This is a genomic window from Micromonospora sp. NBC_00898, from assembly GCF_045207895.1.
In the GTDB taxonomy this organism is placed as follows: Bacteria; Actinomycetota; Actinomycetes; order Mycobacteriales; family Micromonosporaceae; genus Micromonospora.
Genome location: NZ_CP108775.1, coordinates 625988 through 639496, shown reverse-complemented (window position 1 = coordinate 639496; position 13509 = coordinate 625988). Strand labels below are relative to the sequence as shown.

Below are 13509 nucleotides of genomic sequence, written 5' to 3'. Positions count from 1 at the left end.
GTCAGTCCGTGGCCCGGCGGGACGACTCGGGACGGGCGGCCCGGACCGCGTCCCGGTGTTCGCGCAGGGAGGCGCTCATCTCGGTCATGAACCGGTGGACCACCGCCAGTTCCTCGTCGCTGAACCGGCCCATCACCTGGTCGGTCCGCGTGCCGAGTGGCTGGAAGAACTCCTTCGCCAGGGCGGCGCCCCGGTCCGCGTAGTGCAGGAAGACCTTGCGCCGGTCGGCGGTGTCCCGGTCCCGCCGGATGTGGCCGGCCCGTTCCAGCCGATCGATCAGGGCGGTGACCGAGCCGGACGAGAGGTTGAGCTGCTCGCCGAGCCGTCCGGGGGTGATCGGGTCGCCGGCCAGCTCGGCGTCCATCACGGCGATCAGCGCCTGCAGGTCGGTCGCGTTGAGCCCGTGCAGGGCGGCGAAGGCGTGCCCGACGTGCTGCGCGTCCACGGAGTAGCGCCGCAGGTCGTTCGTGATGTCCGAGATCATCCGGCCGCGCGGGTCGTCCCGCCGCCGGTACATGCCGTGCGATGCCACGTCTCGTCGATCCCCCCTGTCGAACAGGCCGGTCAGCAGCATAGAACGCCGCCGACAATCTCGCCGATCGAGATGCTTGTCTCTCGAGTTGCCGAGCTAGTCTCGACGAGCGAAACTCTCGCCAGTCGAGATTTTACCGTCGAACCGTGAGGGCATCTGATGTCTCTGTTCACCCGCGTAGCCCGCGGTCGGCTCGCCGCGTGGCTCACCGTGGTCGCCGCGATCGCCGTCGGCGCGGCCGTGTTCGGGCTCCCCAAGCCGGACAATCCCGCGCCCGTGTCGTCCACCGGCCTCTCCGTCGAGTGGCAGTCGACCCAGGTCGAGCGGCTCCAGGAGCAGTTGCCGTCCAGTGGCGTCCAGCCGGCGATCGTGGTGGTCAGCCGCGACGACCGGGGCGCGCTCACCGAGCCCGAGCGGACGGCACTCACCGGCGTCTCCGCCGACCTGGGCCGGTTCGCCGTCGACGGCCGGGTCAGCCCGCCGCAGGTCTCCCCGGACGGCGCCGTCGCGCTCGTCGCCGTGCCGCTCTCCACCGCCGGCGACCAGGAACAGGTCGCGCAGACCGTCGACCAGTTGCGTGGGGCGTTGCAGAACCTGCCCGACGGCCTCACCGCCGAGGTCACCGGCGGACCCGCCTTCACCGCCGACCTCACCAAGGTCTTCGACGGCGCCGACACGACGCTGCTGCTCGTCACCGCCGCCGTCGTCGCGCTGCTGCTGCTGATCACCTACCGCAGCCCGTTCCTGTGGATCGTGCCGTTGGTCGTCGTCGCGGCCACCGAACAGCTCACCCTGCGGGCCGTCGACACCATCGTCCCGGCGGTCGGCATCAACCTCCAGGAGGGCGCCGTCACCGGCATCGCCAGCGTCTTGGTGTTCGGCGCCGCCACCGACTACGCCCTGCTGCTCATCGCCCGCTACCGGGAGGAGCTGCACCGGGAACAGGACCGCTTCGCCGCTATGCGGGGCGCCCTGCGGCGCACCGCCGAACCCATCCTCGCCAGCGGCTGCACGGTCGTCCTCGGGGTGCTCACCCTGCTGCTGTCCGAGCAGGAGACCAACCGCGCGCTCGCCGTGGCCTGCGCCACCGGTGTCGTGTTCGCCATGCTCTCGGCGCTGTTCGTCCTCCCCGCCGTCCTGGTGATCTTCGGCCGGGGCCTGTTCTGGCCGTTCGTGCCGCGGGTCGGCGACGCGATCCGCGAGGGCCGGCTCTGGGGCCGGCTGGGCAACGCCGTGCTCCGCCGTCCGGTGCCCGTCGCGGTGCTCGCGACCCTGCTGCTCGCCGGCCTGGCGCTCGGCAGCCTCGGCATCCGGACCGGCCTGTCCGAGACCGAGCAGTTCCGGGTCAAGCCCGAGGCGGTGGCCGGCGCCGAGACCCTCGCGCGGGCCTTCCCCGCCGGCACCACCCAGCCGGTCGCCGTGCTGACCAACCCCGCCGCGGTACCGGCGGTGACCCGGGCGGTGACGGCCGTGCCCGGCGTCGCCTCCGCCCAGCCCGGCGACGCGGGCGCCACGGTGGCCCAGATCGACGTCGTGCTGGCGGCCGAGCCGGGCACCCCGGCCTCGGACCGGGCGGTCGAGGCGCTGCGCGACGCGGTCGCCGCCGTCCCGGGTTCCGCCCCACCGGCGGTCGACGGCGCCGACCGGTTCGCCGGGGCCGTCGTCGGCGGGACGGTCGCGGCCACCTACGACACGGACGAGGCCAACGGGAAGGACCAGCGACTCATCCTGCCGATCATCCTGCTGCTCGTCGGCGCGGTGCTGGTGCTGCTGCTGCGCGGCCTGCTCGCGCCGGTGCTGCTGGTGCTCACCGTCATCGCGTCGTTCTTCGCCAGCCTCGGGGCGGCGTGGCTGCTCTTCGACCACGTGCTCGACTTCCCGGCGCTGGACAGCGGCGTGCTGCTGCTCGCGTTCGTCTTCCTGGTGGCCCTGGGCGTGGACTACAACATCTTCCTCGTCACCCGGGCCCGCGAGGACGCCCGCGCCGCCGGCACCCGGGACGGCATGCTCTCCGCCCTGCGGGTCACCGGCGGCGTCATCACCAGCGCCGGCGTGCTGCTCGCCGCGGTCTTCGCGGTACTCGGCGTGCTGCCGCTGATCACGCTGACCCAGATCGGGATCATCGTCTGCATCGGCGTGCTGCTCGACACCCTGCTGGTGCGTACGGTCCTGGTGCCGGCGCTGGCGTTCGTGCTCGGCAACCGGTTCTGGTGGCCGGGCCGGATCCGGCGGGAGCCCGACGCCCCGGTTGCCGGAGAGCACGTCCCCGCCGAGCCGGCCGCTGCGCGGGACTGATCCGTCCGACGAGGACTGGGGCCGTGGCGAGTTCCTCGCCACGGCCCCAGTTCGCGCGTCCGGTCAGTAGGTGAGGCAGACGCACTCGGTCATCAGCGCCCGCACGTTACGCACGTACTGCGGGTTGGGGATGGTCAGCGGCTCGCCCTCCCGGGCCACCGCGTTGTGCCCGTAGTTGTACGCCGCGATGACGGCGTTGAGCAGGCAGGAGTTCAGCTCGCTGGTGCACAGCGAGGCGTCCAGCCGGTAGTCGGCCTCGAAGTACATGTCGCCGATGTACTTGGTCAGCCAGGCGAGGTAGTTGGCGCCGAGGTACGCGTTGTCCCGGTAGTCGTTGATGTCGTACGACTGGCCGAAGCGCTGATTCATCCAGTCCGCGGTCGCCGGCATGATCTGCATCAGCCCGATCCCGCCGTCGCAGGCGACGATGTTGGACTGCCAGCCGCTCTCCTGCCAGGCGGTCGCCTTGAGCAGGTTGAGCGGGATGGCGATGTCCGGCGCGGAGGTCGGCCAGTAGGTGCGGGCGGCGGCGTCGCCGAGCGCCGCCTTGACCTGGCTGCGCGTCGCCTGGGTGCCCCGGTAGGTGGGCTGGCAGCCGCTCGGCGCCGGCTTCGGCGGGGGCGGCGGGACCCGCGTCTCGGTCGGCGGCTCAGGGGTGGCGAGCGGCCCTGCCGCCGTCCGGGTGGGCTTCGGCTTCGGCTTCGGACTGGCGCTCGGGCTGGCCTTCGCGCTGGGCGCCGCGCCCATCGCCTCGACCGCAGGCGGCGCCTCGCTCGGCTGGTCGGCGGGCGCCTCGACGGGCGCATCCGTGGGCAGCGCGACCGGCGCGGCCAGCTCCCGGGGCGCGGGTTCCGCACCGCCGCACCCGGTGATCCCGCCGGCCAACAGCAGGGCGGCCACCACCGCGGCACCCACCCGACCCGTTCCTCGACGCATCTGATCCCTCCCCGTGGCTCTGGCGGACCCTAGCAAGGACCGGCCGGGTCGCGGGGACCCCGAGGGCCGCTCACCGTCCGGTCCATCGACACCGGCCCGGCTCCGGCCCGCCGGTCCCCGGGCGGTTCCGCCACGGGCGCGCGTCGCCGGTCGCGGGCCGCGGGCGGTTGGTCGCCGGTCGGGCCGTCCGCAGCCCGCCCGTCGCCGACCGCCCGGTCCCGGGTGGCCCAGGCGACCATGAACACCGCCGTCCAGGCCATGCCGAGCAGGACGGAGGTGGCGGTGCCGCTGGCCGTGCTCCAGCCGAGATAGAGCCGGGCGCCGCCGATCGCCACCACGCCCGCGACGGCGACCGTCCAGGCGGCCACCGCCGCCGGCCAGGGCGCACCCCGGGACAGCAGCCAGGCCAGCGTGCCGAGGCTCGCCGTCACCACCGCGTTCTGAGTCGGAAACAGGACACCGACGTCGCCCGACCCGCCCGGCCCCGTGAGATCGGCCACCACGGCCAGCACCACCAGCGGAACGAACGCCCCCACCGTGCCGACCACGCTGAGCAGGTCGGCCCGCCACGGCCGGTGCCGCCAGGCCAGCACGGCGGCGACCAGCGCGACCACGACGATCAGCACCGAGCCGCGCACCACCGAGGCCGCCGTCGACGCGGCGTGGACCACCCCCGGGGTACGCCGGTCGGCGAACCAGTCGGCGAGCAGGCCGTCGACCACCGTGAGCCCGCTGTACCGGACCCCCGCCTCCAGCGCGTACGCCATGGCCAGCCCGGCGGTGAAGAGCAGCAGCAGGCCGGCGGCCAGGTTGAGCAGCAGCGTCCAGGCCGGCCCGATCCGCGTGGTGAGCAGGAAGAAGAGCACGCCGTAGCGGGCCCGCAGCCAGCGCAGCGGCGGCAGCGCGGCGGCCCGCGACACCAGCGCCCGCGCCGGGTCGGGGTTGCGGCCCAGCCACCGGCCGGCCAGCACCACGGCCACCAGGCAGGCCAGCAGCACCCCGACCGCGCCGGTGGCCCGGCCGAGCAGGTGGGAGACCCGCTCGTACGACTCGCCGGCGAGGTAGCCGAGCAGGACCGAGCCGCCCACCCAGGTGACCGCCCCGCCCAGGTTCCACGGCGCGAAGCGCCGGTACGGCAGGCCCGCCGCGCCGGCCAGCCGGGGCGCCAGGGTGCGGGCGAAGGCCACCCAGCGGGCGACGAAGATCCCCCGGCCGCCGAGCCGGTCGAGCAGTTCGTCCGCTTTGTGCCACCGGTGCGGGCCGACCCGGGCGCCCAGGCCGGAGGCACGCAGCCGCGGGCCGTACCGCCGGCCGGCCCGGAAGGCCAGTGTGTCGCCTATCACGGCAGCACCCGTCATCACCAGCAGCGCCGGAATAATCCGCAGCGTCCCCGCGTACGCTAAGAAGCCGACCAGCAACAGGGTCGCCTCTCCCGGCACCAGCAAGCCGAAGATCACCGCCGTCTCACCTGCGACGACCGTCGCGGCGACCAGGTAGATCAGCAGGGACGGCAGGCCCTGCAGCGACATCAGCAGGTCAGGCATCCGGTCCCCAGCAGCACGGGGGCCAGCATGCCAGCAGCTGGAACGGTCGGAACAGCAGTTTCGGCAGAGATCCGGGCGATCTCGGGGGTCACCCCGACACGCGCCCCGGCAACCGCAGACAGGAGTATGGAGGGTATGCAGCTTCGCACCGACCTCCGCAACGTCGCCATCATCGCCCACGTCGACCACGGCAAGACGACCCTGGTCGACGCCATGTTGCGGCAGGCCGGCGCCTACGGCGCCCGTGGTGAGGTAACCGAGCGGGTCATGGACTCGATGGACCTCGAGCGGGAAAAGGGCATCACCATCCTGGCCAAGAACACCGGCGTGCGGTACATGCCGGCGGACGGCTCCGACCCGGTGACCATCAACATCATCGACACCCCCGGCCACGCCGACTTCGGCGGCGAGGTCGAGCGCGGCCTGACCATGGTCGACGGGGTGGTGCTGCTGGTCGACGCGAGCGAGGGCCCGCTGCCGCAGACCCGCTTCGTGCTGCGCAAGGCCCTCAAGGCCCGGATGCCGATCATCCTGGTGATCAACAAGGTGGACCGGCCGGACGCCCGGATCAAGGAGGTCGTGGACGACACCTACGAGCTCTTCCTCGACCTGGACGCCGACGAGGAGCAGATCGACTTCCCGATCGTCTACGCCTGCGCCCGCGACGGCATCGCCTCGCTGACCCAGCCCGCCGACGGCTCGGTGCCGGACGACAGCAGCTCCCTGGAGCCGCTGTTCCGCACCCTGCTCGACACCATCCCGCCGCCCGCGTACGAGGAGGAGGCGCCGCTGCAGGCGCACGTCACCAACCTCGACGCCTCGCCGTTCCTCGGCCGCCTCGCGCTGTGCCGGGTCCGGCAGGGCACCATCCGCAAGGGCGAGACGGTGGCCTGGTGCCGCACCGACGGCAGCACCCAGCGGGTCCGCATCTCCGAGCTGCTGATGACCGAGGGCCTGGAGCGCAAGCCGGCCGACTCGGCGGGCCCCGGTGACATCATCGCGGTCGCCGGCATCCCGGAGATCATGATCGGTGAGACGCTGGCCGACGCGGAGAATCCCATCCCGCTGCCGCTGATCACCGTGGACGAGCCGGCCATCTCGATGACCATCGGCACCAACACCTCGCCGCTGGTCGGCCGGGTCAAGGGCGCCAAGGTCACCGCCCGGATGGTCAAGGACCGGCTCGACAAGGAGCTGGTCGGCAACGTCTCGCTGCGGGTCCTCCCGACCGAGCGGCCGGACGCCTGGGAGGTGCAGGGCCGCGGTGAGCTGGCGCTGGCCATCCTGGTCGAGCAGATGCGGCGCGAGTCGTACGAGCTGACCGTCGGCAAGCCGCAGGTGGTCACCCGGGAGATCGACGGGAAGACCTGCGAGCCGGTCGAGCGGCTGACCATCGACGCACCGGAGGAGTACCTGGGCGCGATCACCCAGCTCCTCGCGACCCGCAAGGGCCGGATGGAGCAGCTGGTCAACCACGGCACCGGCTGGATCCGGATGGAGTGGCTGGTCCCCGCGCGTGGCCTGATCGGCTTCCGCACGGAGTTCCTCACCGACACCCGGGGCACGGGCATCCTGCACCACGTCTTCGAGTCGTACGAGCCGTGGTTCGGCGAGCTGCGCACCCGGCAGAACGGCTCCCTGGTGGCCGACCGCGCCGGGGCGGTCACCCCGTTCGCGATGATCAACCTGCAGGAGCGCGGGCAGCTCTTCGTCGAGCCGACCACCGAGGTGTACGAGGGCATGATCGTCGGGGAGAACTCCCGCTCCGACGACATGGACGTCAACATCACCAAGGAGAAGAAGCTCACCAACATGCGGGCCTCGACCTCCGACGAGACCGAGAAGCTGATCCCGCCGCGCAAGCTGTCGCTGGAGCAGGCCCTCGAGTTCTGCCGCGAGGACGAGTGCGTCGAGGTGACCCCGGCCGCGGTGCGCATCCGCAAGGTGCTGCTCGACCAGGCCCTCCGCGGTCGCGCCGCCGCCCGCCGCAAGCACGCCGGCTGACCCATCCGCAACCCCCGGAGCCCGGACCGCCCCTCGGCGGCCCGGGCTCCGTCGTCTCCCCCCGGCCCCAACCCGCCCCGGCCTCGCCTCGCCCCGGTGACCATGACGTCATTGCCCCGGCACGCCGCCGGGGGCAGAAGCTTCATGATCACCGCGGCTGGTCGGGCCGTCGGTGGAGGCCGGAGGGGGTTCGGTGGGGTCAGCGGGGTCTGGTGGCGTGGAGGGCGAGGATGTCGGGGACCGGGCCGGAGCCGGACTCGGTGACCCGGGTCAGGGTCAGGCCGGCGGTGGTGACCGCGTTGAGCAGGTCGGCCAGGGGGACGTGCCAGGCGCCCACCCTGGCCCGGACCCCCTCCGGCGACCACGCACGGAAGCTGCGGTCCCGCACGGCGTACCCGCCGTCGATGACGATCCGCTGCGGGTCGGACCGGTCGGCGAACGCTCCGGTGAAGCAGGGGTGCACGCCCACGTGCACGAAGCGCCCACCCGGCGCCAGCACCCGGGCCGCCTCGGCGATCACCGCCGGGTAGTCCGGCAGGTCGGTGTGGCCCAGCACGCAGGTGACGGCGGGCAGGCTCGCGTCGGCTACCGGCAGCGCGGTGACGTCGCCCCGGGCCACCGGCAGGCGGGCCCGGGCGTGCCGGAGCTGCCCGCCGGAGAGGTCGACGCCGAGCGGGTCCCAGCCCAGCCGGCGCAGCTCGGCCGCGTGCACCCCGGTGCCGCAGCAGAGGTCGAGGCAGCGGCCGGATCCGGCGCCCAGCAAATCGGCGAGCTGCCGGCGGGCCCGGTCCATGTAGTCGGCGGACGTTTCGGTGGCGAACCGCTCGTACCAGTCGGCGATGGCGTCGTACGCGGGAGTCGTCGTCATCTCCGCACGTTAGGGCCTCCCGGCGCCGGACCGCTGCCCCGCCGCGCTCGATGATCGGCTACGGTCACCGGCATGATCTGGGAGGACCTCGACGCGCACCTGGACAAGGTGCCCGGCACCGTCTCCGCGTACGTGGGGCGGCTGGACGCGCCGCCGACCTGGACCCGGCTGCCCGACGCCACCCACTACGCGGCCAGCACCATGAAGGCCGCGGTGCTGGTGGCGCTGCACCGGGCCGCCGAGGCCGGCGCCCTCGACCTCGACACGCCGATCCCGGTGCGCAACGAGTTCGACTCCGCGCTGCCGGGCGCGCCGCGGTTCTCCTGCGCCCAGCACTACGACAACGACGACGCGGTGTGGGACCGGGTCGGCGGCTCCGCGCCGCTGCGCTGGCTCGCCGAGCGGATGATCGTGCGGTCCAGCAACCTGGCCACCAACATCGTGCTCGGCCAGGTCGGGCTGCCGGCGGTGGCGCGGGCGTGGACACTGGGCGGGGCCCGGCACAGCGTCACCGGCCGGGGCATCGAGGACTTCGCCGCCCGGGAGGCCGGCATCACCAACCTGGTCACCGCCGCCGACCTGGCCACCCTGCTCGGCGGGCTGGCGGTCGGCGCCGAGCGGCCGGGCCCGCTCGCGGCCCCGGCGAGCTGCGCCGCGATGCTGGACGTGCTGTTCGCGCAGGAGCATCGGGAGGACCTGGCCGCCGGGCTGCCCGAGGGCACCCGGATCGCGCACAAGAACGGCTGGGTGCACGGGGTCCGGCACGGGGCCGGGGTGGTCTTCCCGGCCGACGCCCCGCCGTACGCGATCGTCGTCTGCACCACCACGGACCTGGCCGACGGCGGGCCGACCGGCGAGGAGGTCGAGGACGACGCCTGCCGCCTGATCGCCGACGTCTCGGCCCGGGTCTGGGCCGCCCGCCACGACCTGGCCGGCTGACCCGGCCGGCGGTACCTCAGTCCAGCAGGTTGTCCCGCAGCGCGGCGACCACCTCGCCGGTGACGCCCAGCCCGTCGCGCAGGTACGCCCCGAACGTGCCGTGCACCCGGCGCACCTCGTCGTACGCGGCGTCCAGGTATTCCGAGCGCACCTCCAGCAGCGGTCGGGCCGTCGCCAGGTCGAGCTCCGGCTGCCGCCGGGTCATTGCGGCCAGCAGCACCTCGCGCAGGCTCTCGGTCAGCTCGTTGTGCCGCAGGTAGTCCGCCCGGATCGAGGCCTCGTCCACCCCCAGCGCGGTGAGCAGGACGACGGCCAGCCAGCCGGTGCGGTCCTTGCCGGCCGAGCAGTGGAACAGCAGGGGCAGGTTGCGTTCCCCGGCGGCCAGCCGCACCGCCGCCCCGAAACCGGCGCGGGCCGACTCCCCGGTGACGAACCACCGGTAGATCGCCGCCATCGCCGCCGGCATGCCCTCCCGGGCCAGCTCGTCGTACGCGGTCAGGTCGTGGCCGAGCAGCACCGCCGAGACGTACGTGAAGACCGGGTGGGCCGGGTCGTAGACCGGCAGGTGGACCACCCGGGGGTCGCCGACCAGGCGGTCCGGCGGGGCGACGTCCTGCTCGGCGGCGCCTCGCAGGTCCACCACGCAGGCCGGCGCCAGCTTGCCCAGCACCGGCAGGTCCTCGTCGGTCAACCGGCCCAGCGCGGCGGTCCGGAGCAGCCGGCCGGCGCGCACCCGCCGCCCGTCCGCCGCGGGCAGCCCGCCCAGGTCACGGGCGTTCGGCGCGCCCACCAGCTCCCAGTCCCGCTGCACCATCCGGCCTCCCCTGTTCGCGCCCGCCCGCGGCCACCCTGACCCCCGATGGCCGCCGGGTCCGGGGGCAGCCGGGCCGCGATGAGCGCGACCGAGTATAGGGTGCCGCACATGACGATCGCCGCGGTACGCACCCACCGGCTTTCCGCCCCCTTACACACCCCGTTCGTCACCGCGCTGCGCCGGACCACCACCGTGGACACCCTGGTCGTCGAGCTGGTCGACGACGACGGGCGGTCCGGTTTCGGCGAGGCGCCGCAGGTCTGGCAGGTGACCGGCGCGTCCATCGCCGGCGCGGAGGCGTGCGTCCGGGAGATCATCGCTCCGGCGCTGACCGGCCGGGACGCCGACGACCTGGTGGCGCGTTGCGGCGAGGTGCAGCGGGCGGTGGCCGGCAACGAGTCCGCCAAGGGGGCCGTCGACGCGGCGCTGCACGACCTGGCCGCCCGGCGGCTCGGCGTACCGCTGGTCCGGCTGCTCGGTGGGACGACCCTGCGGGTGCCGACGGACGTCACCCTGGCCGCCGGCGACGCGGTCGACCTGGCCGCGGCGGCGAAGCAGCGCCGGGCCGAGGGGTTCGACGTGCTCAAGCTGAAGGTCGGCACCGACGCCAGGGGGGACCTGGACCGGGTACGCGCGGTCCGGTCGGCGGTCGGGCCGGGGGTGCGGATCCGGCTGGACGCGAACCAGGGTTGGACGCCGCGGGAGGCGGTCCGGGTCATCCGCGGCATCGAGGACGCGGGCCTCGACGTCGAGCTGGTCGAGCAGCCGGTGGCACGCTGGGACCTGGACGGGTTGGCCTGGGTCAGCGACCGCGTCGACCTGCCGATCCTCGCCGACGAGTCGGTCTTCGGCGTACGCGACCTGGTCGAGGTGATCCGCCGCCGGGCGGCCGACATGGTGAACGTGAAGCTCGCCAAGTGCGGCGGGCTGCACCCGGCCCGCACCCTGCTCGACCTGGCCGCCGCGCACGGCGTCGGCACGATCGTCGGGTCGATGATGGAGAGCCAGATCGGTGTCGGCGCCGCGGCCAGCCTGGTCGCGGCCTACGGCACCACGGCGGTCTCGGACCTGGACGCCGCCTGGTGGCTGGCCTGGTCGCCGGTGCGGGGCGGGATCCGGTACGACGGCGCGACGGTCGTGCTGCCGGACGCGCCGGGGCTCGGCATCAGCTCGGTTAATGAAGTAAAGATGCAGACCCGTGGTTGATGACCGTTGGAATCTTTCATAGGGTCGCGGGAGACAGCGGCGCGAGCTGGGGGTGGACGTGGAGCTGCAACCGGGCCGCGAGGCCGTCGTCAGGGTCCCGGTGGCGACCCTCTGGGCCTCCCCCGACGCGGTGCGGCCGGTCGACCGCCCCGCCCTGTCCGACGCCCCGGACGTCCCGGCCTGGGTCGCCGGCCTGGACCACGACCAGCAGGTGGGCGACTGCGTGCTCAGCCAGCTGCTGCTCGGCGAGCGGGTGCTCGTCATCGAACTGCGCGTCGACGGCTGGGCGCACGTGGTCGCCGTCGAGCAGCCGGCCGCGAAGCTCGACCCGCGCGGCTACCCGGGCTGGCTGCCCGTCGCGCAGCTGGCCCCGCTCCGGGCCGAGCGGCAGCGGTCGCCGCAGTTCGTGGTCGACGCCCACGTGGCCGACCTGCACTTCACGCCCGGGGGTCCGCCGGCGCTCCCCGGTGTGGTGCTCGGCACGCGCCTGTACCGGGCCGGTCCGCTCTTCGACGGCTGGCTGCCTTTCCACGTGCCCGGGCACACCGAACCGCTCTGGGTTCCCGAGACCGACGTGGTTCCCCTCCCGGTCGAGCGGCCGGAGGCCAAGGAGGTGCTCGCGGTCGCCGACCGGCTCCGTGGTCTCCCGTACATCTGGGGCGGGCACTCCAGCCACGGCATCGACTGCTCCGGCCTGGTGCACCTCGCCTGGCGCCGATTCGGGGTGACCGTCCCCCGCGACGCCGACGACCAGGCCGAGGCGACCACCCCGCTGGCGCCCGGCGACGAACGCCCCGGCGACCTCTACTTCTTCGCCCGGCCCGGGCGCCGGATCCACCACGTCGGCATCGTCAGCGCCGAGCCGCACGGCGAGCAGCGGCGGATGCTGCACGCCTGCTACCGGCAGCGCCGGGTGGTCGAGGAGCAGCTGCCCGCCGACCGGCTCGCCACCCTGGTGGGCGCGCACCGGTTCTGACCCCGTACGCGGAAAGGGGGCGCTCCCGACGACGGGAGCGCCCCTTTCCGACGGGCGCGGTCAGCGCCGGGCTTCGGCCAGTTCGCGGCGCCGGTCGCGGGACGACTTGGCCAGGCTCGCCGCGGTGGCCACGGCCAGGGTGCCGAGGATGACCAGCAGGGAGAGCCAGATCGGGATGTGCGGGGCCCAGCCGACGTGCTGGCCGCCGTTGACGAACGGCAGGTTGTTGTCGGCGAGGGCCTCCAGCACGAGCTTGACCCCGATGAAGCCGAGCACCACGGCCAGGCCGTAGCTGAGGTAGATCAGCCGGTCCAGCAGCCCGCCGAGCAGGAAGTAGAGCTGCCGCAGCCCCATCAGCGCGAAGACGTTCGCGGTGAAGACCAGGTACGGCTCCTGGGTGATGCCGAAGATCGCCGGGATCGAGTCGAGGGCGAAGATGAGGTCGGTGGTGCCGATCGCGATCATCACGATCAGCATCGGGGTGAACAGCCGCCGGCCGTTCTCGTGGGTGGTCATCTTCGCGTCGTCGAAGTTCCGGGAGATCGGCAGCGCCTTGCGGCTCCACCGGATCAGCAGGTTCTCGCTGAACTCGTCCTCGTCCGGCTCGCCCTGCCGGGCCAGGTTGACCGCGGTGTAGATCAGGAACGCGCCGAAGATGTAGAAGACCCAGGAGAACTGGGAGATCAGCGCGGCGCCGGCGGCGATGAAGCCGCCGCGCATGACCAGCGCCAGCACGATGCCGATGAGCAGCACCTTCTGCTGGTACCGCCGGGGCACGCCGAACCGGGCCATGATGATCACGAAGACGAAGAGGTTGTCCACCGAGAGGCTGTACTCGGTGAGCCATCCGGTGTAGAACTGGCCGGCCACGCTCGGGCCGGAGGTGAGCCACAGGCCGGCGCCGAAGAGCATGGCCAGCCCGACATAGAAGCCGACCCAGAGGCTCGACTCACGGACACTGGGCTCGTGCGGGCGTCGACCGATGATGAAGAGGTCGACGAGCAGGACCGCCGTCATCGCGACGAGAGTCCCGGCCCACACCAATCCGGACACGTTCAATTCATCCTCCGGCAGACACGCAGCGTCGGGCACACCGTACGCCGGGTGAGGGGCCGGGGTGCGTCGACGCTGACTCTGGTGACTGTCGGAGGTCTCTTCCGCCACCGACCCGGTGACGGGCCGCTGACCGACGGAGCCGGGTCGCGCCGCCGGGGGTGGCGGGCGTCCGTGCTGACGACTCCGTCGCGAGGGAATACTCCCCTCCTCGGCCGCCATTCTTCACCATCCAGGGCGGCCGGCGCATCTCCGGCGGCCCTGATTGACGGTGGGATCACTTTTCGGGTGCGCGCGGGCCCATCCGCTGGGGCATCCTAGGAGGCTAGGTGCCCAATTGCC

The 13509-nt window shown here is 73.4% G+C and carries 11 protein-coding genes; 5 read left to right on the top strand and 6 right to left on the bottom strand.

From position 1 onward, the window contains the following. Window position 1: 1 nt before the first annotated feature. Entirely contained in the window at window positions 2–517 is a 516-nt protein-coding gene (locus OG799_RS03035; protein ID WP_406046183.1) for a MarR family winged helix-turn-helix transcriptional regulator, read from the bottom strand. Window positions 518–691: 174 nt separating this feature from the next. On the opposite strand from OG799_RS03035, the gene OG799_RS03030 reads away from it, so the two are divergent. After that, window positions 692–2827, top strand: a complete 2136-nt coding sequence (locus OG799_RS03030) for an MMPL family transporter (protein ID WP_406042860.1) — start codon at window positions 692–694, stop codon at window positions 2825–2827. Window positions 2828–2890: 63 nt separating this feature from the next. On the opposite strand, the gene OG799_RS03025 is transcribed toward OG799_RS03030, so the two are convergent. Both OG799_RS03025 and OG799_RS03020 read right to left on the bottom strand, forming a co-directional pair. Then, window positions 2891–3763, bottom strand: coding sequence for a lytic transglycosylase domain-containing protein (locus OG799_RS03025; protein ID WP_406042858.1), 873 nt, complete (start codon window positions 3761–3763; stop codon window positions 2891–2893). A gap of 29 nt (window positions 3764–3792) precedes the next feature. Further along, a complete protein-coding gene (locus OG799_RS03020; RefSeq protein WP_406042856.1) occupies window positions 3793–5307 on the bottom strand; it encodes a DedA family protein in 1515 nt (504 codons plus the stop codon). Window positions 5308–5442: 135 nt separating this feature from the next. Here OG799_RS03020 and typA point away from each other — a divergent pair, with 135 nt between their 5' ends. Further along, window positions 5443–7311, top strand: coding sequence for a translational GTPase TypA (typA, locus tag OG799_RS03015; RefSeq protein WP_406042854.1), 1869 nt, complete (start codon window positions 5443–5445; stop codon window positions 7309–7311). Between the two features lie 199 nt (window positions 7312–7510). Here the strand turns inward: typA and OG799_RS03010 are convergent, their stop codons facing one another. After that, window positions 7511–8179, bottom strand: coding sequence for a class I SAM-dependent methyltransferase (locus OG799_RS03010; RefSeq protein ID WP_406042852.1), 669 nt, complete (start codon window positions 8177–8179; stop codon window positions 7511–7513). Between the two features lie 72 nt (window positions 8180–8251). Between OG799_RS03010 and OG799_RS03005 the strand changes: the two genes are divergently transcribed. Next, window positions 8252–9118 carry a serine hydrolase gene (locus tag OG799_RS03005; protein ID WP_406042850.1) on the top strand — a complete coding sequence of 289 codons (867 nt, stop codon included), beginning with the start codon at window positions 8252–8254 and terminating at the stop codon, window positions 9116–9118. Between the two features lie 16 nt (window positions 9119–9134). Here the strand turns inward: OG799_RS03005 and OG799_RS03000 are convergent, their stop codons facing one another. Continuing rightward, window positions 9135–9932, bottom strand: coding sequence for a tyrosine-protein phosphatase (locus tag OG799_RS03000; protein ID WP_406042848.1), 798 nt, complete (start codon window positions 9930–9932; stop codon window positions 9135–9137). Window positions 9933–10040: 108 nt separating this feature from the next. Here OG799_RS03000 and OG799_RS02995 point away from each other — a divergent pair, with 108 nt between their 5' ends. Together OG799_RS02995 and OG799_RS02990 are read left to right on the top strand one after the other, a co-directional pair. Then, on the top strand, window positions 10041–11138 hold the full coding sequence (locus OG799_RS02995; RefSeq protein ID WP_406042846.1) for a mandelate racemase/muconate lactonizing enzyme family protein: 1098 nt from the start codon (window positions 10041–10043) through the stop codon (window positions 11136–11138). Window positions 11139–11196: 58 nt separating this feature from the next. After that, the gene (locus tag OG799_RS02990) at window positions 11197–12114 is read left to right on the top strand and encodes an NlpC/P60 family protein (RefSeq protein WP_406042844.1); all 918 of its coding nucleotides are present in this window, start codon (window positions 11197–11199) and stop codon (window positions 12112–12114) included. A 60-nt stretch (window positions 12115–12174) separates the two neighbouring features. Here the strand turns inward: OG799_RS02990 and OG799_RS02985 are convergent, their stop codons facing one another. Next, the gene (locus OG799_RS02985) at window positions 12175–13173 is read right to left on the bottom strand and encodes a TerC family protein (RefSeq protein WP_406042842.1); all 999 of its coding nucleotides are present in this window, start codon (window positions 13171–13173) and stop codon (window positions 12175–12177) included. Window positions 13174–13509: the final 336 nt, after the last annotated feature.

Excerpts from the sequence above, each read along its gene's own strand:
- OG799_RS03000 (WP_406042848.1), bottom strand. The coding sequence starts at position 9,932 with ATGGTGCAGCGGGACTGGGAGCTGGTGGGCGCGCCGAACGCCCGTGAC.
- OG799_RS03005 (WP_406042850.1), top strand. The coding sequence starts at position 8,252 with ATGATCTGGGAGGACCTCGACGCGCACCTGGACAAGGTGCCCGGCACC.
- OG799_RS03035 (WP_406046183.1), bottom strand. The coding sequence starts at position 517 with ATGTACCGGCGGCGGGACGACCCGCGCGGCCGGATGATCTCGGACATC.
- OG799_RS03030 (WP_406042860.1), top strand. The coding sequence starts at position 692 with ATGTCTCTGTTCACCCGCGTAGCCCGCGGTCGGCTCGCCGCGTGGCTC.
- OG799_RS03020 (WP_406042856.1), bottom strand. The coding sequence starts at position 5,307 with ATGCCTGACCTGCTGATGTCGCTGCAGGGCCTGCCGTCCCTGCTGATC.
- OG799_RS02995 (WP_406042846.1), top strand. The coding sequence starts at position 10,041 with ATGACGATCGCCGCGGTACGCACCCACCGGCTTTCCGCCCCCTTACAC.
- typA (WP_406042854.1), top strand. The coding sequence starts at position 5,443 with ATGCAGCTTCGCACCGACCTCCGCAACGTCGCCATCATCGCCCACGTC.
- OG799_RS03010 (WP_406042852.1), bottom strand. The coding sequence starts at position 8,179 with ATGACGACGACTCCCGCGTACGACGCCATCGCCGACTGGTACGAGCGG.
- OG799_RS03025 (WP_406042858.1), bottom strand. The coding sequence starts at position 3,763 with ATGCGTCGAGGAACGGGTCGGGTGGGTGCCGCGGTGGTGGCCGCCCTG.